This is a genomic window from Mesorhizobium sp. ES1-3, from assembly GCF_020164795.1.
Lineage (GTDB): Bacteria > Pseudomonadota > Alphaproteobacteria > Rhizobiales > Rhizobiaceae > Mesorhizobium.
The window spans coordinates 45903-67316 of record NZ_JAIUGW010000030.1 but is presented as its reverse complement, the minus strand read 5'-3'; the positions used below and the strand labels follow the sequence as shown (position 1 = coordinate 67316).

The following is a 21414-nucleotide window of genomic DNA, read 5'->3' as shown; positions in this document are numbered from 1 at the left end:
TCACGCGTAGCCCGACGCCACCTCGAACAGGATGGCGTGACGCGCGGCAAGTGCCGGCACATCGGTGGAATAGCCGCCGCCGATGACACCGCAGACAGGAATGCCGAGCGCCCGAAAATGGCCGATGACCATCTCGTCGCGAGCGCGCAGGCCGTTGTCGGAAAGCGCCAGCCTGCCGAGCCGGTCCTCGGCATGGACGTCGACGCCGGCATTGTAGAAGACGATATCCCAATGCGCCCGCGTGGAGAGGTCCCGCAGGATGGTATCAAGCCTTTCGACATAGGCCGCGTCGCCCGTGCCGTCGGGCAGGGCGATGTCGAGGTCCGAGGCGATCTTGCGTGTGGGATAGTTGCGCTCGCCATGCATGGAGAAGGTGAACACGCGTGGCTCATCGCCTAGAATATCCGCCGTGCCGTCGCCCTGATGCACGTCGACGTCGACCGCCAGGACCTTCTGCGCCGCACCCTCCGCGAGCAGCACCAGCGAGGCGACGGCGACATCGTTGAAGGTGCAGAAGCCGGCGCCCTGCGCGCGCCGCGCGTGATGGCTGCCGCCGGCGGTGTTGCAGGCAATGCCGTGGCGCAAGGCAAGCCGGGCCGCCAGCACAGTGCCGCCGGTGGCAAGCTGCGCGCGCAGCGAAACGCGCGGGTCGACCGGGAAGCCGATCTCGCGCTCGATTTTTTCCGGCACGGAGCAGGAGAGGACCTGGTCGACATAGGCGGCCGCATGGGCAAGCTTCAGCCACGGCGCCGGCGCGGGTTCAGGAGTGTTGAGCGCGCCGGGTCCGGCCAGTCCGCGTGCGCGCAAGGCCTCCATCAGCAGCGGATATTTGCTCATCGGAAAGCGATGGTTGGTGGCGAAGCCGGCGTCGTAGTCGGGATGATGGACGATCTGCAGGGGCATGAGACTGGTCCGGCGGCTTCGCGCCAGAGCGGGATTTCGGTTGGCCGTCGCGGACGGGCGATTGCGTGGTGGCCGGAAAATGAGGCACATCGGTTCCCCGATCAAGCCGCAATCAGCAAGGCAGCAATCTTTGGACAAGGGTGCCATCGCAATCGACGCCAGAGCCTTTTCCGTCACCAACCGCTCGGTGCTTGCCATCGCCGTGCCGATGACGCTCGCCTATCTGACGACGCCGCTGCTTGGCCTCGTCGATACGGCTGTTGTCGGCCAGTTCGGTGATGCCGCCTTGCTTGGCGGCCTGGCAGCCGGCGCATTGGCTTTCGATGTCGTCTTCACCAGCTTCAATTTCCTGCGTTCGGGCACCACCGGCCTCGTCGCCCAGGCTTTCGGGCGTGGTGACGCTCTCGAGGAACAGGCGGTGTTCTGGCGCGCCGTTCTGATCGCGGTCGTTGCCGGCGCCATGCTGGCAGCGCTTTCGCCGCTCATCGCCGTTGGCGGCCAGTGGTTCATGGATGCCGGGCCACGCGTCAGCGAGGCGATGGGCGTTTATGTCAGGATCAGGCTGCTCGCCGCCCCGTTCTCGCTGATCAACTACGCCATCCTTGGCTATGTCCTGGGGCGTGGCGAGGGCGGGCTCGGGCTTGTCCTGCAACTGGTGCTCAACGGCATCAACATCGCGCTCTGCTTCCTGCTCGGCCTTGAACTTGGCTGGGGCGTTTCCGGTGTCGCCTGGGCGACCGTCACCGGCGAATTCCTCGCCATGCTGCTTGGTCTCGCGATCGTGGTGCGCCGGTTCCGATCCAGCCCGCCCTTGCCTCGCCACCGCCTGCTCGACATGGGCGCCTTCCTGCGCATGCTGTCGCTCAACCGCGACATCATGATCCGCTCGTTCTCGCTGCTTGCCGCCTTCGCGCTGTTCACCCGCCAAGGCGCACAGTTCGGAACGGTGACGCTCGCCGCCAATGCGGTGCTGATGAATTTCTTCCTCGTCGCCGGCTATTTCCTCGACGGTTTCGCCACCGCCGCCGAGCAACTCGCCGGCCGCGCCGTTGGCGCGCGTGCGGCGCAACCCTTCCGGCAGGCGGTCCGCCTGACCCTGTTTTGGGGCTTCGGCTTGGCCGGTGGCGCGACGCTGGTGCTGCTCGTGGCCGGCACCAACCTAGTCGCCGTCGTGACGACGTCGCAGGATGTCCGCGCCGTAGCCGATACCTACCTGCCCTGGGCAGCGTTCACTGCACTGAGCGGCGTGCTTGCCTTCCAGATGGATGGTGTCTTCATCGGCGCGACATGGTCGCGCGACATGCGCAATATGATGCTCTTGTCATTCCTCGTCTTTGCCGCCGCACTGATCACGCTGGCGCCCGCCTTCGGCAATCACGGCCTGTGGGCGGCCTTGCACGTCTTCCTGCTCGTGCGGGGATTGAGCCTGCTGACGATTCTGCGGGTCAGGGTGCGAACGGCGTTCAGCTGAGCGGCTTCGACGCCCACTGGTCGAGGTGGCTGTCGCGCAACTCGCGCATCGACCTGAGGTTCTCTGTTTCGGCAAAGCGTGCCATTCCGGCGACGATCCGGCCCGGCAGCGCCGGCCCGGCATAGATCATGCCGGTGTAGAGCTGCACCAGATCGGCGCCCGCGCACATTTTCTCCAGCGCCGTCTCCGCTGAATCGACGCCGCCGACGCCGATGATGGCGACATCCGGCCTGAGCAGCTTGCGCATCTTGGCCAGCACGATGGTCGAGCGCTCGAACAGCGGCTTTCCCGAAAGCCCGCCTGTCTGCCGCGCGACGTCACCGTTGCGCAGACCCGGTCGTGAAATGGTGGTGTTGGAGACGATGATGCCGTCGATCCGTTTTTCCATGACTTCGGCAGCGATATCCTCCAGCTCGGCCTCGACCAGATCCGGCGCGATCTTGAGAAAGATCGGCGGCTGCGCGATTGCCGCCGCACGCGCGGCCATGACGCGCGACAGGAGCTCACCAAGCTGTTCGCGCGCCTGCATGGTGCGCAGGCCCGGCGTGTTGGGTGAGGAAATGTTGACGGTGAGATAGCTGGCGTGGGGCGCGAAGCGGGCGACGCCGCGCTCATAGTCGCCGACGCGGTCGGTGCTGTCCTTGTTGGCGCCGATGTTGACGCCGACTATGCCGGTGCGCCCCTTGCGCGCCGCAAGGCGTTTTTCAGCGGCGGAATGGCCCTCATTGTTGAAGCCCAGCCGGTTGATGACGGCTTCATCCGATGTCAGCCGGAAGATGCGCGGCTTCGGATTGCCGGATTGCGGCAGGGGCGTGATGGTGCCGACCTCGGCGAAGCCGAAGCCGAGGCCAAGCAGCGCATCGGGCACCTCGGCATTCTTGTCGTAGCCGGCCGCCATGCCAAGTGGGTTCGGGAAATCGAGACCGCAAAGGCTGACCTTCAGCCTTGTATCGTGTACCGTCCGCGCGCCGACCGGCAGGCCACAGCGCAGTGCCGCGATCGATAGGCCGTGCGCGGTTTCCGGATCGAAGGTGAACAGCAGCTTCTGGCCGATCTGGTCGAGCACGCTCATTGCCCCTCCAGGGCCGGGAACTGGTGAGTGCCGTCGGCACCGAGCGGCAGCGGCTTGACCCACAGCACCGCTTTCAGGTCGAGCACGCCGTAGAGATGCGGAAACAGCGCGCCGCCGCGCGAGACTTCGTATTTCAGCGCATCGCCCAGGCCGGTCCCGTCGATGGCGACCAGCAGAAGGTCGGTCTGGCCGGAAAAATGCTTGGCCGCGGTTTCCTCGACCTGCTCTGCCGTCGAAAAATGGATGAAGCCGTCGGCGACGTCGATTGGCGCGCCGGTGAAGCGGCCATTGGCTTCGGCCTCGCGCCAAGGCGCTTGCGGAGTTATCTTGTAGATAATCTGTGACATGGTTGCGCTATAATCCGAACCAGTCGCGCGGGGAAGGCCACGCCAAGGGTCTTCCCCATTTCCGGCGCAAACATGCGATATTTCAGGCTTTGGCCATGGAGGACAACATGCGTCTGCAGCACATCTTGATCCCCGCCGCGCTCGTTTCACTGGTGGCGGCCTCAGCTTATCCGGAAGAAGCCGACCGCTACCGGCTGGAAAAGTCTGATAACGGCTATGTCCGCATGGATACGCAGACCGGCGCGATGTCGATCTGCGAGGAGCATTCGGGCCAGCTCGTCTGCAAGATGGCGGCCGATGAACGCACCGCCTACCAGGACGAGGTCGATCGCTTGCAGACCTCGATGAAGGCGATGGACGAGCGCGTCACCAGGCTGGAGAATTCGCTCTCCGCCCGCCTCGAATCGACACTGCCGAGCGAGGAGGATTTCAACAAGACGATGGGCTATATGGAGCGCTTCCTGAAGAGTTTCATGGGCATCGTCAAGGATATGGACAAGGACAGCGGCGGCGCCCAGCCCAACTCGCAGAAGACCTGAGCGCTAGTGACGAGGGAAAACGCGGCACGCCGGTTTTGCCGCTTGAAAACAGCGCGCGGCCCCTCATAATCGTCCGACTGATCCCGCAAAAAGCAGTAAATCGGGGATTCGGGGAGGGACATCTTGCCGTCAGGCTATACTTTCGTCATCGCCGACGACCACCCGCTGTTTCGCGGCGCCCTGCGCGAGGCGCTTGCCGGCATCGGCAATGTCACCGCCATTCACGAGGCGGGCGATTTCGAAAGCGCCAAGGCGCTGGTCGTGGCCAATGAAGATGTCGATCTCGTGCTGCTGGACCTGTCGATGCCTGGCGCCAGCGGCCTCTCCGGCCTGATCTCGTTGCGCGGCATCCATCCGGCGGTGCCGCTGGTCGTGGTGTCGGCGCATGACGATCCGGCGACCATCCGGCGCGCTCTCGATCTCGGCGCCTCCGGTTTCATCTCGAAGTCGGCCAGCATGGAAGAAATCCGCGGCGCCGTGCAGTCGGTGCTTGCCGGCGATATCGCGGCACCTGTCGGCGTCGATCTCGGCGTCGAACGCGATCCCGAAATATCGGACCTGATCAAGCGGCTGCAGGCGTTGACCCCGCAGCAGACCCGCGTGCTCGGCATGCTGGCCGAGGGCCTGCTCAACAAGCAGATCGCTTATGAACTCGGCGTCTCCGAAGCGACGATCAAGGCACATGTCTCGGCCATATTGCAGAAGCTCGGCGTCGACAGCCGCACCCAGGCGGTGATCCTGCTGTCCAAGATCGGCAGCGACCCGCTGCAGCCGGCGGGCTGAAGGCCAGGCGCCTGGTGCTCGCGGCTATTCTCGCTGAGACAGGTGATGGGCCTGGGTGCCTCGACATCACTCCGCCGCCCGCACCATCGGCCTGAACCTGGCCATCATAGAACGCAGGACCGCCGGCTTCAGCGGCTTGTTGATCATCGGGATGTCGAGGCCTGCCGCCGCTGCTCGCACCTCGTTGGAGCGGTCGGCCGTGACCAGCACGGCCGGCAGGTCGTCACCGTGGGTCGCGCGCAGCCTGATGATGATGTCGAGACCGGTTTCGCGGTCGAGATGGTAGTCGGCAAGCACGATGTCCGGACGGTGGATCGCGGCCCCGTCCAGATCCCCCGAGCCGGTCGCCGTGGCGACATTGCAGCCCCAGCCTTCGAGCAGCAGCCGCATGCCATCGAGGATGCGGATGTCGTTGTCGATGCACAGCACATGCAGCCCCGACAGCGAAGCCGCCGCGCGGGCCGGCGCCCTGGTCTCGACCTCGTGTCGCGGCTCCTGCGCGGCCGCCACCGGCAGGATGACGGAAAAGCGCGTGCCCTTGCCCGGATTGGAGAAGATGCGGATTTCGAGCCTGAGCACTCGGGCGATGCGGTCGACAATGGAGAGGCCGAGGCCAAGACCTTCGGCTTCGCGCGCGCCTTCGTCGAGCCGGGTGAACTCATGGAAGACGGTGTTCAGCTTGTCGCCGGCAATGCCGATGCCGGTGTCGATGACCTGGATCTCCGCCAAGTCGCCACGCCGCCGCACACCGACAAGGATGCGGCCCCGGCGGGTGTATTTGATGGCGTTGGAAACAAGATTCTGGATCAGGCGACGCAACAGGTTGCGGTCCGTCGTCACCGTCAGCGACGACGGCATGATCGTCAGGCCAAGCTTCTTCTCCGCGGCCAGTGGCCGAAAATCATTGCCGATCTGGCGCAGCAGGCCATCAAGGCTGAAGGCGGTGTCATCAGGCTTCATGGCGCCGGCATCGAGGCGCGAAATGTCGAGCACGGCGCCCAGAATGGTCTCCACCGATTCCAGCGAGGATTCGATGTTGATGGCCGCCTTGCCGGCCGGCCCCTTGCCGGCCTTCTCGATCAGCGAGGAGCAATAGAGCCGGGCAGCATTCAAGGGTTGCAGGATGTCGTGACCGGCGGCGGCAAGGAAGCGTGTCTTGCCGAGATTGGCCTCTTCGGCGAGCATCTGGGCCTGTGCCAGCTCCTCGTTGACCCGGGTCAATTCCTCGTTGACCCTGGTCAGTTCGATGGTGCGGGTCTTGACGCGCTGCTCCAGCGATTCATTGGCGCGCTTCAACGCCAGGTCCTGCTCGACGCGGCCGGAGATGTCGGCATAGGTGGCGACGATGCCGCCGTCGGGCATCGGGTTGGAGCGCAGTTCCAGGATGCGGCCGCTGGTCTTCAGTTCCATCTGCCAGGGGCTGACGAAGCTGGTCAGCCGGTTGAGCATCGTCACGCGCTGGTCGCCAGGAATGTCGCCGCGCTCGGCGAGATGGCGAAGAATCTGGTCGAGCGAAACGCCGACCTGGCCCATCTCGTCGGGCAGGTCGAACAGCGCCCGGTACTGGCGGTTCCAGCAGATCAGCCGGAAGTCGCGGTCGAAGACGGTGATGCCTTGCTCCATTTGGTCGAGCGCGATCTGCAGCAGGTCGCGGTTGTGCTGCAGCGCTTCCGTGGCGTCGTCGAGCAAGCGGAAGGCGTCGCGGGATTCGCGGTCGTGGCGTCTGAACAGCAGCGACAGGATCAGCCGCGCCGAGGAGGAGCCGACGGCGCTGGCCAAAAGCTGCTCGGAAAAGCGGATGACGTCCATGCTGGCCTGTTCGTTGCCATGCAGCGAGGTGCCGTTGCTCTTCTCGAAGGATTGAAAGGACCGCTCGGTGCGTTCGACACCGAGATAGCGTGCGATCGTATCCTTGAGGTCGTTGACGGTGATGGCGGTGCGGAAACGGCGCAGGCTCGGCATCGGGCCGGCTTCGCGCGGCACGAAGATCGATGCCTGAATGCGCTCCAGCGGCACCGACGCGCGCGACAGCGATCCGAAGACGAAGAACAGCGCGTTGACCGACAGGCTCCACAGCACGCCATGGTTCAGCGGTTCGGCGACGGTGCCGAACAGGGCCTGCGGCCGCAACGCCTCGAAGCCGAACAACCCGTGCACGATGATGCCGGTATCGGGCGCGACGAGCGACGGCACCAGCAGCGTGTAGCCCCAGACCAGGATGCCGGCGACCATGCCGAGCGCCGCGCCCCGGCCGTTGGCGCCGCGCCAGATCAATCCGCCGATTAGGGCCGGCGCGAACTGCGCGATCGCCGCGAAGGACATCAGGCCGATCGAGGACAGCCGGGCGCTGTTGGTGCTCTCGCGATAGTAGAGAAAGGCAATGAACAGAAGGATGAAGATCGACGCCCGCCGTACATTGAGGATGAGCGTCGACCAATCCTCGTTCTCGGAGGTGGTCGTGCGCAACAGCCGGCGCACGAACAACGGGATGACCAGGTCGTTCGAGATCATGATCGACAGCGCCACGCTCTCGACGATGACCATTGCGGTTGCCGCCGACAGGCCGCCGATGAAGGCGGCCATGGCCAGGAAATCGTGGCCGCTGAACAGCGGCAGCGACAGCACATAAAGGTCGCTGCTCGTCCTTGTGCCGACCAGCGTCAGGCCGGCAAAGGCGATCGGCAGCACGAACAGGTTGATCGCCACGAGGTAGAGCGGGAACACCCAAGTCGCCGTGCGCAGTTCGGCCTCGCTGCGGTTCTCGACGATGGTGACGTAGAACTGCCGCGGCAAAAGGATGATGGCGAAGCCGCTGAGACACGTCAGCACCAGCCAGGTGGCGAGCGACGTCGAATAGCCCATTGCCTGCCGCACCTGGCCATTCTCGGCCAGCCGGTCGAACATGTCGCCCGGCCCGCCGAAGATCAGGAAGGTGACCATCAGGCCGATGGCCAGGAAGGCGGCGAGCTTGACCACGGTCTCGACCGCGACCGCCAGCACCAGCCCGTCCTGGTGCTCGGTGGCGTCGGCATGGCGCGTGCCGAACAGGACCGCAAACAGCGCAAGCAGCATGGCGACGACCAGCGAGATGTCGCTGACGAACGGATCGAACGAGGGCGGCGAGCCCGTATAGTGCTCGACCATCAGGCTGACCGAGCCGGAGATCGCCTTCAATTGCAGCGCGATATAGGGCACGGCGCCGATCGTGGCGATCAGCGTGGCGATCGCGGCCACGGTGAAACTCTTGCCGTAACGCGCGCCGAGGAAGTCGGCGACCGAGGTGATCTTCTCGGTCTTGGCCAGCCGCACGATGCGGTTGAGCAGCGGAAAGCCGAACACAAACACCAGCACCGGACCTGTATAGATGCCGAGGAATTCGAGGCCGCGTTCGGAGGAAAGGCCGACCGAGCCGAAGAAGGTCCAGGACGTGCAGTAAATGGCAAGACTGAGCGCATAGATGAAAGGCCGTGCCCGGCCGGGCCCCGAAATCGCCGAGCGGCGGTCGCCCAGGCTGGCGATGGCGAACAGCAGCGTCACATAGGCGATAGCAATGATGACGATGAACAAGCCCTGCACGCCGGCAAGATCCTCCCTGTGCCGATTTTAACCTGGCCGGGTCAGACGCAATCACAGCTTGGGCGCCAAGTCCATCGCGGCTTTCGGCACATGCGGGCGATGATTTCCGGCGGCTGCCCGAGGTAAGAAGAAACCGGCTGTTTTCTCTTTTTGCCCGTGTTGCAACTTCCGGTTTTTGTTATGTTTGATTTGGGTCGATGCCGGGAAGGTGGGAGCGGCAGCACGGCCGGTCATAAGGAGGGTCGAATGCTGAAAGAATTCCAGGAGTTCATTTCCAAGGGCAATGTGATGGACTTGGCCGTCGGCGTCATCATCGGCGCTGCCTTCGGCAAGATCGTCACTTCGCTGGTCGACGACGTCATCATGCCTTTTATCGGCGCTCTCGGAGGGGTCGATTTTAACAACTACTTCATTGGCCTCTCGCACAACGTGACCGCTACCAACCTGGAAGATGCGCGCAAGCAAGGTGCGGTCTTCGCCTACGGCAGCTTCATCACCGTGGCGCTGAACTTTTTGATCATAGCCTTTGTCATCTTTCTGATGGTCAAAGCCGTGAACAACATGCGCAGGCGACTGGAGAAGGAAAAGCCCGCCGCAGCGGCAGCTCCTCCGCCGGCCGATGTACAGCTTTTGACCGAAATCCGCGATCTGCTGGCCAGGCGATAGACGGATAGGTTCTTCTGGACCAAAGCCCCGGTCGTTCGCGGCCGGGGTTTTCTGTTTTCGCATCTGGTAAGCAGCGCTTACGAACGCCCGAGACAACGGACCTGCCCAATGACCCTGATCCAGACCCTGCGCCCCGAGGCCCTGGCCGCGCCTGAAAGCGGTATAGTCGCCGTCGTCAATTACGGCAGGCTGCGCGAAGGCCTGATCCCGCTCTGGGCCGGCGAGGGCGACCTGCCGACGCCGTCCTTCATCACCGATGCCGCGTCGAAGGCGCTGGCCGGCGGCGAGACGTTCTACACCTGGCAGAGGGGCCTCCCTGATCTCAGGCAGGCGCTTGCCCGCTACTACGCTAGGCATTTCGCCAAAACCTTCCCGGAGGAGCAATTCATCGTCACCGGCTCAGGCATGCATGCCATCCAGCTGGCGCTCGATGCGCTTGCGGGGGCTGGCGACGAAGTGATCTACCTGTCGCCCGCCTGGCCGAATTTCGACGCCGCCGCCGCGATCGCGGGTGCCGTGCCGGTGCCGGTCACGCTCGACCATTCCGGAAATGGCTGGTCCTGCGACGTCGAGAAGATCGCCGCGGCGGTCACGCCGCGCACGAAGGCGCTGTTCATCAACACGCCGTCCAATCCGACTGGCTGGACCGCCGACCATGAGACCTTGCGGGCGATCCTCGATCTCGCCCGCGCCAAGGGTCTGTGGATCATCGCCGACGAGATCTATTCGCTGTTCCATTATGGTCATGGCCGCGCGCCGTCCTTCCTCGACATCGCGGAGACGGAAGACCGCATCCTGTTCGTCAACAGTTTTTCCAAGAACTGGGCGATGACCGGCTGGCGCGTCGGCTGGATCAAGACCCATCCAAGCCTGCAGCAGGTGTTCGAGAACCTGATCCAGTATTCGAACTCGGGCGTCGCCCAGTTCATGCAGCGCGGCGCGGTCGCGGCGCTGGACGAAGGCGATTCCTTCGTCGCCGAACAGGTGGAGCGAGCGAGGAAGGCCCGTGACCTGGTCTGCGGCATTCTCGGCGAAACCGGCAAGGCGCGCTTCACCGTGCCGCAAGGCGCCTTTTATCTGTTCTTCACCGTCGACGGTATCACGGATTCACGCAGCGCTGGCTTCGACATTGTCGACAAGGCCAATGTCGGCCTGGCGCCAGGCACCGCCTTCGGCCCCGGTGGCGAGGCGTTCCTGCGGCTGTGCTTCCACCGCCGCCTCGACCAGCTCGAGGAAGCGGCAAGCCGGCTGGCAAGATGGATAAAGACTGTTTGAGCAGGTGGCGGACTTAACCGCCCGACTTGGGCACCAGCAGCGGAATGATGCGGTCGCTCTTGGCCACTGAAGGCCGTCCCGCCGAACCATAGGGAATGCCCAGCGCGTCCCAGGTTTCGACCAGCGCATCCTGCAATTCGGCGATCAACGCGTCCGAATGGAACGGCGTCGGCGTGATGCGCAGCCGCTCGGTGCCGCGCGGCACCGTCGGGTAGTTGATCGGCTGGATATAGATACCGTGCACGCCGAGCAGGCGATCGCTGGCCATCTTGCAAAGTTCCGGGTCGCCAACCAGCACCGGCACGATATGGGTGGCGGACTCCATCACCGGCAGGCCGGCGGCGGACAGGATCTGCTTGGTTCGGCTCGCCTGCTGCTGCTGGGCGTCGCGCTCGGCCTGTGAGCGCTTCAGATGCCGGATCGACGTCGTGGCCGCGGCGGCGATCGCCGGCGGCAGCGCGGTGGTGAAAATGAAGCCCGGCGCATAGGAGCGCACCGCGTCGATGACGGCGCTGGTGCCGGTGATGTAGCCGCCGAGCGTGCCGAACGCCTTGGCGAGCGTGCCTTCGATGATGTCGATACGGTCGGCCAGGCCCTCGCGTTCGGTGATGCCACCGCCGCGCGGACCGTACATGCCCACCGCATGGACCTCGTCGATATAGGTCATGGCGTTGTAGCGCTCGGCGAGTTCGACGATCTCCTTGATCGGCGCGATGTCGCCATCCATCGAATAGACGCTTTCGAAGACGATCAGCTTGGCGCGTTCGCGCCCGGCCGTCTGCAACAGGCTTTCCAAATGCGCGACGTCATTGTGGCGGAAGATCTTCTTCTCGGCGCCCGAGCGCCTGACACCTTCGATCATCGAGGCATGGTTCAGCTCGTCCGAGATGATCAGGCAATTGGGCAAGAGCCGTGCGATGGTCGAGATCGAGGCTTCGTTGGAGACGAAGCCGGAGGTGAAGACCAGGGCGGCTTCCTTGCCGTGCAGGTCGGCAAGCTCATGCTCGAGCTCGACCAGCGGGTTCGACGTCCCGGAGATGTTGCGGGTGCCGCCGGCGCCGGAGCCCATCTTGCCGGCCGCGTTCTGGAATGCGGCGATGACGTCGGGATGTTGGCCCATGCCGAGATAGTCGTTGGAACACCAGACGGTGATTTCCTCGGCGCGGCCGTTGGAACGCCAGATGGCGCGCGGAAACTTGCCCGCGATGCGCTCGAGGTCGGCGAAAACGCGGTAGCGACGCTCTGCATGCAGCTGGTCGATCGCCTCCTCGAAGAAACGCTGGTAATTCATGTCGGCTTCCCAATTTTGCGCGGGATCATAATCATTGCCCTATTGGTCGTCCACCGGGCCGATTTGGTCAAAATGCCACGCCTCGGACCTGTTCCTAACGACGGCGGATCGTGGCCTATTCCCAATCCGTGGCACACTCTTTGGTTCACTTTTGTTTCAGCACGATGCCACATCAAGTGAACGCTGGTTACCTTGGGTTTTAATGGGCAGACGGCAGACTTTCCAGTAAGGCGGTTGTTGAGACAGTTTCCGATAAATCTTGGGTAAGCGAGGATTTGGATGACGGTTTTGGTGACAGGCGGCGCCGGCTATATCGGCAGCCATATGGTCTGGGAATTGCTGGATGCGGGCGAAAGTGTCGTCGTTCTCGACCGGCTTTCGACCGGCTTCGAATGGGCGGTGGCGCCGGAGGCAAGCCTGATTGTCGGCGACGTCGCCGACAAGGAATTGGTGGGCTCGGTCATCAGAGGGAACAAGGTCGACGCGATCATCCATTTCGCCGGTTCCATCGTCGTCCCGGAATCGGTCGCCGACCCGCTCGCCTACTACGAGAACAACACCTCGAAGACACGCACGCTGATCGAAACCGCGGTGCGCGAAGGCGTGCCGAATTTCATCTTCTCCTCGACAGCCGCCGTCTATGGCGGCGCCGGACTGGAGCCGGTGCGCGAGGATGCCCGCCTGGCGCCGGAATCGCCTTATGGCCTGTCCAAGCTGATGAGCGAGTGGATGCTGCGCGACGCGGCAATGGCCCATGACCTGCGCTACACGGCGCTGCGCTATTTCAACGTCGCCGGCGCCGACCCGAAGGGCCGCACCGGCCAGTCGACGCCGGGCGCCACCCATCTGATCAAGGTCGCCTGCGAGACCGCGCTCGGCAAGCGCCCGTTCATGCAGGTCTTCGGCACCGACTATCCGACGCCCGACGGCACCTGCATGCGCGACTATATCCATGTCAGCGATCTGGCCGCCGCGCATCGTCTGGCGCTGCAACGGCTGCGCGCCGGCGGCGCCAGCCTCGTCGCCAATTGCGGCTACAGCCACGGCTATTCGGTGCTCGAGGTCATCGACAGCGTGCGGCGCGCTTTTGGCCATGATTTCGAGGTCAGGATGGGGGACCGGCGTCCCGGCGATGCCGCGGCGGTGGTTGCCAATTCCGATCTCGCCCGGTCGGAACTCGGCTGGACCCCGCAGCGTGACGATCTCGACCAGATCGTCAACGATGCGCTGGCCTGGGAGCGCATCCTGACCAGCAAGAACTCCGCGCGGAGCTGAGGCGCTTTCCCCAGCGGCTTACAAGTTCCCAGGGGCTCGCAAGGCGCGCGGCGAAGCGCTATGGAAGCATTCGCGACACGGCGTGGAGGCGCGGTGCCGCGAAGAGCTTTGGGGGATGGCATGAAGATAACGGTGCTTGGAGCCGGCGTCGTCGGTACGGCGGCGGCCTATTACCTGGCCGCCGACGGTCACGAAGTCACGGTGATCGAGCGTCATCCGGCGCCGGCGCGGGGCACCAGCCAGTCGAATGCCGGGCTGGTGTCTCCGGGCGATGCCACCGCCTGGGCCTCGCCGGCGGCACTCAAGACGTTCCTGCGCGGGCTCTACAACCATGATCTCGGCATCAAGGTGCGGCTGCGCTTCGATCCCTATTTCCTCGCCTGGAGTCTGCGCTTCCTGCGCCAGTGCACGGTGGCCCGCCTGCGCGCCAACAGCCAGGTCAAGCTGCGCCTGGCGCTCTATTCGCGCGACTGCATCAACGCCATTTCAGCCGATACCGGCATCCATTACGACGAGCGCAAGAAGGGCATCCTCTACTTCTTCCGCTCTCAGCACAGTCTCGACACCGGCACCGGCAATTACCGCTATCTGGCCGAGCATGGCCTGCCGATCGAGATCGTCGGCCGCGACCGGCTGGTCGAGCTTGAACCAGGTCTTGCCGGCGTGAAGGAAAAGATCGCCGGTGGCGTCTACTCGCCGATCGACCAGACCGGCGATTCCCGGCAGTTCGTGGAAAAGCTCGCTGCTTATGCCGCCGAAAAGCTTGGCGTGAGGTTTCGCTACGGCACCACGGTCGAGGGCCTCGATATCGAGGGCGACCGGATCCGCGCGGTGATGACGTCGGCCGGACCGGTCACCGGCGACGCCGTCGTCATATCGATGGGTCCCGAAAGCGGTCTGCTCGGCCGGCGCTACGGCATCGACCTGCCAGTCTATCCGGTGAAGGGCTATACGGCGACGATTCCGCTGGAGGATGAGGGCAAGGGCCCGACCATGGGCGGCGCCGACGAGGATCAGCTGATGGCCTATTCGCGCCTCGGCAATCGATTGCGGTTGGCTTCGACCGCCGAATTCACCGGCTTCGACCGTACCCACAAGCCCAGCGACTTCGCCACCATGTTCAGGACCGGCAAGGACCTGTTCCCCGGCGCCTTCGATGAGAAAAAAGCCGAGCTGTGGGCAGGTTTGCGGCCAATGATGCCGAACTCGGTGCCGGTCATCGGCCAGGCGAAATACCGCAACCTCTACCTCGACACCGGCCACGGCCATGTCGGCTGGACCATGGCCTGCGGCTCGGGAAAATTCCTCGCCGACCTCGTCGCCGGCCGCAAGCCGGAGATCGACCCGCAGGGCCTGGTCTACAGGAGCTGAGCGGGAACTAATCGTCGTGGCGACACCGAGTCCATTCGCCCTGCATCCATTCTGCAAGCCAGCCAGGCTCAAGTTTGCCATCTGTGCCAGATTTTCTTGCCGGTCAGCTAGATGCTTGAGACCTACGACTTCAAAATCTCCACAGTCCGCGGGATGATCGTGTTCGCCGCACGTCAGTTGCCACTCCCCATCGGCATGACGAACGACCAATGTGACCTGCCGTTCTTTGCGGAAGATGTGCCCACATACAAGAGCTCTCGTGTCTGGCATTGTCGCAATAACCATGTTGGACCGATGGAAGTATCTGCTCAATAGTATCTACCACTCTGAGTAAAAAGAATGTCGGGACCGCAAGTCGCCATCGACCTTGGCCGCATCGAGCGCAATGCCCGCACCGTCGTTGACCGCTGCGCGCTTTCGGGCATCAAGGTGTTCGGCGTCACCAAGGGCACTTGCGGCATGCCGCAGGTGGCGCGCGCCATGCTGCGCGGCGGCGTCGCCTGGATCGCCGAATCGCGCTTCGAGAACATCCGCCGTCTACGTCACGGCCGATAGGCACCTCCGGCTACGACGCCTTCGGCAACCAGCCTGTCTTCCCCGACGAAGGCGACAGGTTACGCGCCATCGCCAATATCGGCCGCGAGGACGTACTGGTCGAAGGGTTGGCGCCGATCGCCAAGGGGATACGGGTCCCGGGGGCGTCGAGCGACCATCTGCTGCTCGATGTCCAGGACGCTGATCCGCCGCTCGCCGTTGGCGATCGCGTCGCCTTCCGCATGAGCTATGGCGCCATGCTTTTGGCAATGACCTCGGAATATGTGGAAAAAGCACCGACGCACGATGTCGCGGATTTCTCCGGCCGCAAGATGGTGTCGATCTCGGCCGAAGCGGAAGCGGCTCGCATCCTCGCGCGCGAAGCAACCGGTGCCCGGCTGGAGGCAATGAATTTCGACGTCGTCGAACTGGCCGACATCGATCGGCCGCCCTCGGGCCTGATCCGGCTTGCCGCGGGCGCCGATCGACGCATTGCGCACAAGGCGCTGACGGCGACGGCCCGTGCGACGCATTCCTTCGGCCTGATCTGGATCGATTCCATCGCCGCGCTGATGCCGGAGGAAGAGGACGGCATCGACCTGCCGGAAGTGTCGGTGCTGGCGCGCGCGCTTGGCCTCGACCACAAGGCCGGCGCGCTGCAGCCGCAGCTGTCGCCGGAAAACGTCGTCATCATCGGACTGCGCCATGCCGACCCGGCCGAAGTGCGGGTGCTGAAGGATTCGCGCGTCTCGGCCTTCACCATGACCGACATCGACGCCATGGGCATGCGCGACCTGATGCATGAGGCGATCCGCATCGCCACCTCGGGCACGCAAGGCTTTCACGTCAGCTACTCGGCTGATGTGACCGAATTCGCCGGCTGGGCGGCTGGTTCCGGCGGCCTCACCGTGCGCGAGACGCATCAGGCGATGGAGGCGATCGCGCTTTCCGGCGGATTGCTGTCGATGAGCGTTTCGGGGCTGACTGCCGAGTTGGAGCCCAGGATCGGCACCGACGCGGTCAACTTCGTCATGTCGGCCTTCGGCAAGCGGATCCTCTGATCAGCCAATAGCCTTGACCGCGGCTCGCCATGCGCGCGCATACTCCGCCAAGGCCGGATCGGCCGGCGGCTCTTGTGTCTGGCCCTTGCCATGCACGGCCCGCTGATCCGACGCCAACAGGGCGGCCCCGATGCTGGTGCCGGTAGCGGCTTCCGATGCGATGACCGGGCGGCCGGTGCTCGCGGCAAGCATCCGCGTGAACAACTGGTTGCGCGCGAAAGGTCCCTCGACGGTCGTTGGACCATCGCTGCCGATCAGGTCGAGGCAGGTGGCGGTCATCAGCGCCAGGTAGAAGGAGATGGCGGCAAAGCGCTGGCCGGGAGGGATGGCCTCGCCCTTGCGCCATGCGGCGGTCTGATACGGAAATGGCCCCGAGCCTTGCTGGATCGAAGGCAAAAGCATTGTCTTGCGCGCCAGCACCGCAGTGACATCGCTATCGTTCCAGTTCTGCGCCGAGCCTTCGGTTAGTAGCGAGAATTCGCGGCCGCCCATGAACCGCGCCGAGGGCACGGGGTTGCCAAGTGCATTGACATTGACAAGCGTATCCCTTGCCGGATCGAGCGCCACCGCCGTGCCGGCGACCGCCATCGATACCACCCAGGTGCCGGTCGAGACCACCGAGAAGGGCGGTGCGTCGGACAGGAGATGCGGCAGTAGGGAGGCATTGGAATCATGCAGGCCGCAAAGGACCGGCGTTTGTGGGTCGAGGCCGGTGCGCTGCGCAAGCTCGGGCAGGATCGGGCCAAGACGATCCCTGGCCGGCCGCACGGGCGCCATCAGGTCGCGCCAGCCCATGCGGTCGACAAGCGCCGAAAAATCCGCCGTCCATGGGTTCCATAAATCGGTGTGGCAGCCGAGCGAGGTGACCTCGTTGGCGGCGACACCAGTCAGGCGCAGCGCCCAGTATTGCGGGTACATCAGCATCGCGGCGGCCCTGGCGAACTCCGTCGGGAAGCTTTGCTGCTGCCAGAAGAATTGCGCCCCGAGATTGAGGCCGAGCGGCAGGCGCGGCGTGCCGGTCTCGGCGAAGGGCGGGCGGATCGCGTCATAGCCTTCCGCAAGCTCGTCGGGCCCGTCGAATTCATAGTCGAGAACAGGCAGCACGAGTTCGCCGGAGTCATCTACCAGCACGCCTGTCGCGCCATGGGTGGTGATCGAAATCGCGTCGATGCGCTGTTCGCGGTTGAGGACGGCAAGGCTGTCGAGGATGAACGCCCACAGCGCTTCGACATCGTGATGCGGGTAGGGCGCCTGTCGCACCGGTGCGTTCGCCATGCGGCGCAGCGCCACCTCGCTCAATGTGGCGAGATCGACCAGCGCCACCTTGGCGTTGGTCTTGCCGATATCGATGACGGCGATGTGGCGGATCGCGCTCATTCCATATGGAACATTATTTCCAGAGGCACCGCCACCGGCTCGTTATCAGGCCTGGTCTCCATGATGTCGGCCATTTCAGCCCACCAGCGCTGCATCACCGGATGCTTCGGCAGATCGGCCATGCCGTGACCATCGGGCCGCCACAGCACGCCGAACAGGATGTTGGTCTCCTCGTCGAGATGGATCGAATAGTCGGAGACGCCGGCCTGTTTCAGCAGCGCGACCAGTGACGGCCAAATTTCGTCGTGGCGCTTTTTGTACTCGGCCTTCATGCCGGGCTTGAGCATCATCTTGAATGCGTATTTCTCGGGCATCAGGCCAGGCGTCCCCCGCGCAACCGCCGCCAGACGATCGGCAGCGCGATGACGATGATCAACAGCAGGCCGATGAAGATCGACATGACGATGCCGGGCACGTTGAGCAGGCCGAGGCCGAAGGTCACCAGCCCCATGATGAAGGCGGCAAGCACGACACCAACGATGCTGCCGGCGCCGCCGAGAATGCTGACACCGCCGAGCACCACCATGGTGATCACCTCAAGCTCATAGCCCTGCGCGATCGACGGCCGGGTCGAGCCGAGCCGCGAGGTGATCAGCACCGAGGCGATGCCCGACATCAGGCCGGTCAGGCAAAACAGGATGAATTTTATGCGGCCGACTCGCACGCCGGAAAACTGTGCCGCGACCGGGTTGTTGCCGATGGCGAAGACGCGGCGGCCGAAACTCGTACGATGCAGCACTGACCAATAGACGACAGCCGCGATGAGGAAGAGCACCAGTTCGAACGACACCACCCACCAGACGTAACCCTGGCCGAAGAAGGCGAAACTTTCGGGATAGCCCTTGTAAGCCTGGTCGCCGAGAATGATGAAGGCGATGCCGCGAAACAGGCTCATCGTGCCTATGGTGACGACGATCGACGGCAAGCCGAGCCGCGTGACCAGCAGCCCGTTGAAGGCGCCGCAGCCGAGGCCGACGACGATGCCGATCAGGACAAGCACTGGCGTGCCGGCGCCGGCCTGCACCGCCATGCCCATCATGGTCGATGCCAGCGCGATGATGGCGGCCACCGACAGATCGATCTCGCCGGAGATGATCAGCAATGCCATTGCAAAGGCGATCAGACCCTTCTCGGTGAAGTTGAAGGTGAGATCGGACAGCGAATACGGATCGAGGAAATAGGGCGAGGCAAAACTGTTGATGCCAAAGATCGCGATGGCCACCACGACCAGCAGCGCTTCCCAGGAAAAGATCGCCGAAGAGAGCGGCTTGTCGAGTCGGTCGGGAATGTGGCGCGGGGCAGGGACGTCGGTCATGTCACCGCTTCCACTTTCTTGAGGATGATGCGGCCCTGCTGGCGTTCGCCGCGCGCGTTGAGCACGACGGCCAGGATGATGGCACTGCCCGAAATCGCCATCTGCCAGAAGGGCGAGATGTTGATGACCGGCAGCGCGTTGGAGATGATGCCGAGGAACAGCGCGCCGAGCACGGCGCCCCCGACCGAACCGATGCCGCCGGCGATCGAGATGCCGCCGATGACGCAAGCGGCGATGATGTTGAGTTCATAGCCGTTGGCGACCTCGACCGAGGCGATGACGTAGCGCGAAATCCAGAGATAACCGCAGAGGCCGCCGATTATGCCGGAGATGCAGAAGACGATGAATTTCGTGCGGCCGACATCGATGCCGGTATAGACGGATGCCGTCGGATTGACGCCGATGGCATAGATCGAGCGGCCGAGCGCGGTGCGTGTCATCAGCACGAAGAACAGCGCGATGACCAGGATGGCGATCCAGGATAGCACAGGAATGCCGAGGAAGGCCGCGCGCTGGAAGCCGATGAAGTCCGGGCTCATCTTGTCGGCATTGACCCAGGCGCCGCCGGACAGGACGAAAGTGGCGCCGCGATAGATGGTCAGCGTGCCCAGCGTCACCACGATCGAGGGGATATTCAGCCGCCACACCAGCAGGCCGTTGATGGCCCCGAGCACCAGCCCGACCGCCAGCGCGATGACGATCAGCAGCGGGATCGGGATCGCCGGATGCGCGGCGTTCAGCATCGCCACCACCATGCCGGTGAAGCAAAGATTGGACGCCATCGACAGGTCGATGGAGCGTGTCAGGATGACGACCATCTGGCCGAGTGCCAGGATCATCAGGATCGAGGTGTCGTTGAACACCTGGCGCAGGTTGCCAGCATCGGCAAAGGCGGGAAAGCGCGTCGAGATCAGCCCGATCAGCACGACGATGGCCGCGAGCAGCCAGATTTCGCGGTATTTCAGGAAAGCCTTCATGCCGCGATCCCCGCTGCTGTCCTGACCAGCGTCTCGGCGTCCAGTCCCTTGTTGTCGTAGACCGCTGCGACGAGGCCCTCGCGCATGACGACGACGCGGTCGGACATGCCGAGAATTTCAGGCAGTTCCGACGACACCATGATCACCGACAGGCCCTGCGCCACAAGCTCCGCCATGAACCCGTGCACGGCGGCCTTGGAGCCGATGTCGATGCCCTTGGTCGGTTCGTCCAGGATGATCACCTTGGGCGTCGTCGCCAGCCATTTGGCGATGACCACCTTCTGCTGGTTCCCCCCCGAAAGCGTGCCGACATCCTGGCTGAGTGAAGAGGCGCGCAGATCCAACCGCTCGGTGTAGGAACGGGCGAGCGAAAATTCCTCCGCCAGCCGAAGCATGCCGGATTTGGAGGTGCGGGCGAGCGATGGCAGAGAAACATTCTGGAAGATCGGCAGGCCGATCACCACGCCCTGTTTGCCGCGTTCCTCCGGCACGTAGACGATGCCGGCCTCGATTGCTTCAGCCGCCGATTTCGGCGCGATCGCCTTGCCTTCCAGCGTGATTGTGCCGCCGCTAGTGCGGGTGATGCCTGAAATCGCCTGCATGACCTCGCTGCGACCGGCGCCGACCAGGCCGTAGAAGCCGAGGATTTCGCCCTTGTGCAGTTCGAAACCGATGTCGTTGAACTCGGTCGGATGCGACAGGCCGGAAACGGAAAGCACCGGCGCGCCGATCTCGGCCTTGCGTTGCGGAAAGATGTGGTCAACCGAACGGCCGACCATCATGCGAACGATCTGGCTCTGGCCGGCATCCCTGATCAGGCCTTCGCCGACCATCTCGCCGTCGCGGAACACGGTATAGCGGTCGGCAATGCGATAGATCTCGTCGAACTTGTGGCTGATGAACAGGATCGCCTTGCCCTGCTCCTTGAGGAATTCGATCAAGAGGAAAAGCTCTTCGATCTCCTTCATCGAAAGCGCGGCCGTCGGCTCGTCCATGATGACGATCTGAGAGTCGATCGACATGGCGCGCGCGACGGCGACCAGATGCTTGTTGGCGATGCCGAGGTCCCTGAGCCGCGCATCGGCGTCGATATGGCCGGCATGCATGGTGTCGAGCACTTCGCGCGCATTCTTGCGCATCGTGCGCCAATCGATGGTGCCGAAGCGCGTGCGCGGCGCATGGCCGAGGAAGATGTTTTCGGCGACGCTGAGATCGTCGAACAGCACGGTCTCCTGATGGATGGCGGTGACGCCAATTCCGAAGGCCGCATGCGCGCTGGGCAGCGTAACGGCCTGGCCGTCAATGCTGATGGTACCTGCGTCGGGCTGGTAGATGCCGGTCATGATCTTGACCAGCGTCGACTTGCCGGCGCCGTTCTCGCCGATCAGCGCGGTTACCTGGCCCGGATAGAGCGTCAGGCTGACATTGTGCAGAGCCCGCACACCGGGAAAGCTCTTGGAGATGCCGAACAGCGTCAGGCGTGGAGCAGAAGCTGGAGGCCGCTCCTTCGTCTCGCTGTGTTGGGCCGTCGTGTCCATATCGTATCAAGCCCTGAAACTAGGTCCGTTGGAAGTCGCGGCG

The 21414-nt window shown here is 64.0% G+C and carries 20 protein-coding genes; 10 read left to right on the top strand and 10 right to left on the bottom strand.

Annotated elements, in window-relative coordinates:
- Positions 1-903, bottom strand: coding sequence for a histone deacetylase (locus tag LB536_RS27885; protein ID WP_224598221.1), 903 nt, complete (start codon positions 901-903; stop codon positions 1-3).
- Positions 904-1033: 130 nt separating this feature from the next.
- Here LB536_RS27885 and LB536_RS27880 point away from each other — a divergent pair, with 130 nt between their 5' ends.
- Positions 1034-2374 (top strand): MATE family efflux transporter, encoded by a 1341-nt coding sequence (locus tag LB536_RS27880; protein WP_224598219.1) that lies wholly within the window; start codon positions 1034-1036, stop codon positions 2372-2374.
- Here the strand turns inward: LB536_RS27880 and LB536_RS27875 are convergent.
- Together LB536_RS27875 and LB536_RS27870 are read right to left on the bottom strand one after the other, a co-directional pair.
- Complete coding sequence (locus LB536_RS27875; protein WP_224598217.1) at positions 2367-3446, bottom strand: quinone-dependent dihydroorotate dehydrogenase; 1080 nt, start codon at positions 3444-3446, stop codon at positions 2367-2369. The genes LB536_RS27880 and LB536_RS27875 overlap by 8 nt on opposite strands.
- On the bottom strand, positions 3443-3793 hold the full coding sequence (locus tag LB536_RS27870; protein ID WP_224598215.1) for a DUF952 domain-containing protein: 351 nt from the start codon (positions 3791-3793) through the stop codon (positions 3443-3445). Before LB536_RS27870 ends, LB536_RS27875 begins: the two co-directional genes overlap by 4 nt.
- A 107-nt stretch (positions 3794-3900) precedes the next feature.
- Here LB536_RS27870 and LB536_RS27865 point away from each other — a divergent pair, with 107 nt between their 5' ends.
- Both LB536_RS27865 and LB536_RS27860 read left to right on the top strand, forming a co-directional pair.
- Positions 3901-4332, top strand: coding sequence for a hypothetical protein (locus LB536_RS27865; RefSeq protein WP_224598212.1), 432 nt, complete (start codon positions 3901-3903; stop codon positions 4330-4332).
- A 123-nt stretch (positions 4333-4455) separates the two neighbouring features.
- A complete protein-coding gene (locus LB536_RS27860) occupies positions 4456-5115 on the top strand; it encodes a response regulator transcription factor (RefSeq protein ID WP_027145680.1) in 660 nt (219 codons plus the stop codon).
- A gap of 66 nt (positions 5116-5181) precedes the next feature.
- Here LB536_RS27860 and LB536_RS27855 read toward each other — a convergent pair whose 3' ends face one another.
- Positions 5182-8691 carry a PAS domain-containing hybrid sensor histidine kinase/response regulator gene (locus LB536_RS27855; protein ID WP_140765123.1) on the bottom strand — a complete coding sequence of 1170 codons (3510 nt, stop codon included), beginning with the start codon at positions 8689-8691 and terminating at the stop codon, positions 5182-5184.
- Between the two features lie 246 nt (positions 8692-8937).
- Between LB536_RS27855 and mscL the strand changes: the two genes are divergently transcribed.
- Together mscL and LB536_RS27845 are read left to right on the top strand one after the other, a co-directional pair.
- Positions 8938-9357: a large conductance mechanosensitive channel protein MscL gene (gene mscL / locus LB536_RS27850; RefSeq protein WP_140765131.1), complete on the top strand. Its 420-nt coding sequence runs from the start codon at positions 8938-8940 to the stop codon at positions 9355-9357.
- A 108-nt stretch (positions 9358-9465) separates the two neighbouring features.
- On the top strand, positions 9466-10632 hold the full coding sequence (locus LB536_RS27845) for a pyridoxal phosphate-dependent aminotransferase (protein WP_224598209.1): 1167 nt from the start codon (positions 9466-9468) through the stop codon (positions 10630-10632).
- A gap of 13 nt (positions 10633-10645) precedes the next feature.
- Here LB536_RS27845 and hemA read toward each other — a convergent pair whose 3' ends face one another.
- Positions 10646-11923 carry a 5-aminolevulinate synthase gene (hemA, locus tag LB536_RS27840; protein WP_224598207.1) on the bottom strand — a complete coding sequence of 426 codons (1278 nt, stop codon included), beginning with the start codon at positions 11921-11923 and terminating at the stop codon, positions 10646-10648.
- A 279-nt stretch (positions 11924-12202) separates the two neighbouring features.
- On the opposite strand from hemA, the gene galE reads away from it, so the two are divergent.
- The 5 genes from galE (at position 12203) to LB536_RS27815 (ending at position 16164) form a co-directional block, all read left to right on the top strand.
- Positions 12203-13198: a UDP-glucose 4-epimerase GalE gene (gene galE, locus LB536_RS27835; RefSeq protein ID WP_224598204.1), complete on the top strand. Its 996-nt coding sequence runs from the start codon at positions 12203-12205 to the stop codon at positions 13196-13198.
- A 120-nt stretch (positions 13199-13318) separates the two neighbouring features.
- Positions 13319-14569, top strand: coding sequence for a D-amino acid dehydrogenase (locus tag LB536_RS27830; protein ID WP_224598201.1), 1251 nt, complete (start codon positions 13319-13321; stop codon positions 14567-14569).
- 111 nt (positions 14570-14680) lie between these two features.
- Entirely contained in the window at positions 14681-14884 is a 204-nt protein-coding gene (locus tag LB536_RS27825; RefSeq protein ID WP_224598197.1) for a hypothetical protein, read from the top strand.
- Positions 14885-14908: 24 nt separating this feature from the next.
- Entirely contained in the window at positions 14909-15124 is a 216-nt protein-coding gene (locus LB536_RS27820; RefSeq protein WP_224598194.1) for an alanine racemase, read from the top strand.
- Between the two features lie 107 nt (positions 15125-15231).
- Positions 15232-16164, top strand: coding sequence for an arginase family protein (locus LB536_RS27815; RefSeq protein WP_224598191.1), 933 nt, complete (start codon positions 15232-15234; stop codon positions 16162-16164).
- On the opposite strand, the gene LB536_RS27810 is transcribed toward LB536_RS27815, so the two are convergent.
- Genes LB536_RS27810 through LB536_RS27790 form a run of 5 tightly spaced genes read right to left on the bottom strand, consistent with a single transcriptional unit; the run spans position 16165 to position 21371 of the window.
- The gene (locus tag LB536_RS27810) at positions 16165-17541 is read right to left on the bottom strand and encodes an FGGY-family carbohydrate kinase (protein ID WP_224598187.1); all 1377 of its coding nucleotides are present in this window, start codon (positions 17539-17541) and stop codon (positions 16165-16167) included.
- Positions 17538-17855 (bottom strand): L-rhamnose mutarotase, encoded by a 318-nt coding sequence (gene rhaM / locus LB536_RS27805; protein ID WP_224598184.1) that lies wholly within the window; start codon positions 17853-17855, stop codon positions 17538-17540. Before rhaM ends, LB536_RS27810 begins: the two co-directional genes overlap by 4 nt.
- Positions 17855-18856: an ABC transporter permease gene (locus LB536_RS27800; RefSeq protein WP_224598182.1), complete on the bottom strand. Its 1002-nt coding sequence runs from the start codon at positions 18854-18856 to the stop codon at positions 17855-17857. The genes rhaM and LB536_RS27800 overlap by 1 nt, the downstream gene beginning before the upstream one ends.
- Positions 18853-19833 carry an ABC transporter permease gene (locus tag LB536_RS27795; protein WP_224598179.1) on the bottom strand — a complete coding sequence of 327 codons (981 nt, stop codon included), beginning with the start codon at positions 19831-19833 and terminating at the stop codon, positions 18853-18855. The genes LB536_RS27800 and LB536_RS27795 overlap by 4 nt, the downstream gene beginning before the upstream one ends.
- Positions 19830-21371, bottom strand: coding sequence for a sugar ABC transporter ATP-binding protein (locus tag LB536_RS27790; protein WP_224598177.1), 1542 nt, complete (start codon positions 21369-21371; stop codon positions 19830-19832). Before LB536_RS27790 ends, LB536_RS27795 begins: the two co-directional genes overlap by 4 nt.
- Positions 21372-21414 lie beyond the last annotated feature (43 nt).

Excerpts from the sequence above, each read along its gene's own strand:
- LB536_RS27885 (WP_224598221.1), bottom strand. The coding sequence starts at position 903 with ATGCCCCTGCAGATCGTCCATCATCCCGACTACGACGCCGGCTTCGCC.
- LB536_RS27875 (WP_224598217.1), bottom strand. The coding sequence starts at position 3,446 with ATGAGCGTGCTCGACCAGATCGGCCAGAAGCTGCTGTTCACCTTCGAT.
- LB536_RS27870 (WP_224598215.1), bottom strand. The coding sequence starts at position 3,793 with ATGTCACAGATTATCTACAAGATAACTCCGCAAGCGCCTTGGCGCGAG.
- LB536_RS27865 (WP_224598212.1), top strand. The coding sequence starts at position 3,901 with ATGCGTCTGCAGCACATCTTGATCCCCGCCGCGCTCGTTTCACTGGTG.
- mscL (WP_140765131.1), top strand. The coding sequence starts at position 8,938 with ATGCTGAAAGAATTCCAGGAGTTCATTTCCAAGGGCAATGTGATGGAC.
- LB536_RS27845 (WP_224598209.1), top strand. The coding sequence starts at position 9,466 with ATGACCCTGATCCAGACCCTGCGCCCCGAGGCCCTGGCCGCGCCTGAA.
- hemA (WP_224598207.1), bottom strand. The coding sequence starts at position 11,923 with ATGAATTACCAGCGTTTCTTCGAGGAGGCGATCGACCAGCTGCATGCA.
- galE (WP_224598204.1), top strand. The coding sequence starts at position 12,203 with ATGACGGTTTTGGTGACAGGCGGCGCCGGCTATATCGGCAGCCATATG.
- LB536_RS27830 (WP_224598201.1), top strand. The coding sequence starts at position 13,319 with ATGAAGATAACGGTGCTTGGAGCCGGCGTCGTCGGTACGGCGGCGGCC.
- LB536_RS27825 (WP_224598197.1), top strand. The coding sequence starts at position 14,681 with ATGCTTGAGACCTACGACTTCAAAATCTCCACAGTCCGCGGGATGATC.
- LB536_RS27820 (WP_224598194.1), top strand. The coding sequence starts at position 14,909 with ATGTCGGGACCGCAAGTCGCCATCGACCTTGGCCGCATCGAGCGCAAT.
- LB536_RS27810 (WP_224598187.1), bottom strand. The coding sequence starts at position 17,541 with ATGAGCGCGATCCGCCACATCGCCGTCATCGATATCGGCAAGACCAAC.
- rhaM (WP_224598184.1), bottom strand. The coding sequence starts at position 17,855 with ATGCCCGAGAAATACGCATTCAAGATGATGCTCAAGCCCGGCATGAAG.
- LB536_RS27800 (WP_224598182.1), bottom strand. The coding sequence starts at position 18,856 with ATGACCGACGTCCCTGCCCCGCGCCACATTCCCGACCGACTCGACAAG.
- LB536_RS27795 (WP_224598179.1), bottom strand. The coding sequence starts at position 19,833 with ATGAAGGCTTTCCTGAAATACCGCGAAATCTGGCTGCTCGCGGCCATC.
- LB536_RS27790 (WP_224598177.1), bottom strand. The coding sequence starts at position 21,371 with ATGGACACGACGGCCCAACACAGCGAGACGAAGGAGCGGCCTCCAGCT.